The sequence below is a fragment of the Kitasatospora sp. NPDC091257 genome (assembly GCF_044757675.1).
GTDB classification, from domain to species: Bacteria; Actinomycetota; Actinomycetes; order Streptomycetales; family Streptomycetaceae; genus Kitasatospora; species Kitasatospora lactacystinica.
This window is the reverse complement of the sequence record NZ_JBIVVI010001387.1, coordinates 1-2,155: the sequence shown is the minus strand read 5'-3', so window position 1 is coordinate 2,155 and position 2,155 is coordinate 1. Positions and strand designations below refer to the sequence as shown.

Genomic DNA, 2,155 nt, shown 5'->3' with positions numbered 1-2,155 from the left:
GGTCCCGGGTCCTCGCCGACCCCGGCCTCCCCGGCGGCCACCTGCGGCTGGGCCCGCCAGTGTTGACCGGCGACGGCGTCAAGGACGCCTCGGCCGTCCTCGACACCCGGACGGGCCTCGGCTGGAGCGTCGACCTCTCCTTCCGCGGTTCGGCCGGCGACGCCTGGGCCCGGCTCACCGGGGAGGCGGCGTGCGCCGCGCCGGCCGACCCCGCCCGCCGGGTCGCCATCGTGCTCGACGACCGCGTCCTGTCCGCCCCCGGTGTCCAGGACAGCGTGCTCTGCGGGCAGGGGATCACCGGCGGTTCGACGCAGATCACCGGCGGCTTCTCGGCCGACGAGGCCCGCGACCTCGCCGCCCTGGTTAAGGGCGGCGCCCTGCCCGTCCCGGTGACGGTGATCGAGCAGAGCACCGTCGGCCCCACCCTCGGCGCCGAGGCGATCCGGGCCAGCGCCCTGGCCGCGGCCATCGGCCTGCTCTGCACCGGGGCCTTCATCATCGCGGTGTACCGCCTGCTCGGTGTGCTGGCCACCGTCGCTCTCGCCCTCTACGGACTGATCTCGTACGCCGCCGTGGTCGCGCTCGGCACGACGCTCACCCTGCCCGGGCTGGCCGGCTTCGTCCTCGCCATCGGCATGGCGGTGGACGCCAACGTGCTGGTCTTCGAACGGGCCAGGGAGGAGTACACCGCTCCCCGGGCGACCGGCCCCGGCAAGGAGCGCGACCTGCGGCGCCCGCTCCGCGTCGGGTTCGCGAAGGCATGGAGCGCGGTGGCCGACTCCAACGTGACGACGCTGCTCGCCGCCGGTCTGCTCTTCGTGTTCGCCACCGGCCCGGTCAAGGGCTTCGGGGTGACGCTCTCGATCGGCGTGCTGGCCTCGATGTTCTCGGCCATGCTGATCACCCGGCTGCTCGCCGAGTGGGCGGTGCGCCGGCCCGCCGTCGCCCGGCGGCCCACCCTGACCGGCATGGCCACCGTCGGCCGGCTCCGGACCCGGCTGACCCGGCGGCCGCCCCGGCTGATGCGCCACCGGCGGCGCTGGCTGGGCGCCTGCGCCGGCCTGCTGCTGCTCGCCCTGGCCGGGATCGGCGGGCGCGGCCTGGACTTCGGCGTCGAGTTCACCGGCGGCCGGGTGGCGCAATACACCGCCGCGCAGCGGGTCGACGCGGACGCCGCCCGCGCGGCGGTGGTCGGCGCAGGGTTCCCGCAGGCCGTGGTGCAGACCACCGGCGACACCGGCGTGTCCGTCCGCACCAAGGAGACCGGCGACGACCAGCAGCAGCGCATCCGGGAGGCGCTCACCGGCGTCACCGGCGAACTGTCCGTGGAGCGGGACGAACTGATCGGGCCGAGCCTCGGCAGCGAGCTGCGCGGCTACGCGCTGGCCGCGCTCGGGCTCGCGGTCGCCGCCCAGCTGCTCTACCTCACGATCCGCTTCCGGTGGACCTTCGCGACCGCCGCGGTGATCGCGATGGCGCAGGACCTGCTGCTCGTCCTCGGCCTCTTCGCCTGGCTGGGCAAGCCGGTGGACAGCGTCTTCCTCGCCGCGCTGCTCACCATCGTCGGGTACTCGGTCAACGACACGGTGGTGGTCCTGGACCGGCTGCGCGAGCTGCGCCGGACCGGGACGAAGGCGAGCTGGGCGGCTCTCGCGGACCGCGCCGTGGCGCAGACCCTCCCCCGGACGGTGAACACCGGCATGGGGGCGCTGTTCGTCCTGGTGGCCCTGGCGGCCCTCGGCGGGGACTCGCTCGCCGACTTCTCGGTGGCGCTGCTGGCCGGGGTCCTGACGGGCACGGCGTCGACGGTGTTCACCGCGATGCCGGTGGTCGTACTGCTCCAGGAGCGGTTCCCGGACCGGCCGCGGGAGGTCGGGGCGGCACGGGCGCCTCACACGGCGGGCGCGGCGCGGGCACGGGACCACAACGGGGCGGTGGTCTGAGCGGCGCCGGTTCGGTGGGGAGGCCGTGCGTCCCGCGACCGGCCGGCCGAGTGCCGGCGCCTGCCCCCTGGCGACGTGCGCGTCGCTCTCGACCCGAAGCTGTTCGGCGACTGGTGGGCGCCGGCCGGCTGGACGGTCAACCCCGACGTCGACATGGTCGTCCATACCACCGGGCGCAGAGCCCCAGCGCCGCCGAGCACGCCTCCAGGACT

1 protein-coding gene is annotated in these 2,155 nt (G+C 75.6%); it reads left to right on the top strand.

Annotated features, from left to right (window positions below; translation table 11 throughout):
• On the top strand, nt 1-1,943 hold a 1,943-nt coding region (secF, locus tag ACIQOV_RS38555), incomplete at its 5' end, for a protein translocase subunit SecF (RefSeq protein WP_401055455.1).
• Between the last annotated feature and the right edge of the window lie 212 nt (nt 1,944-2,155).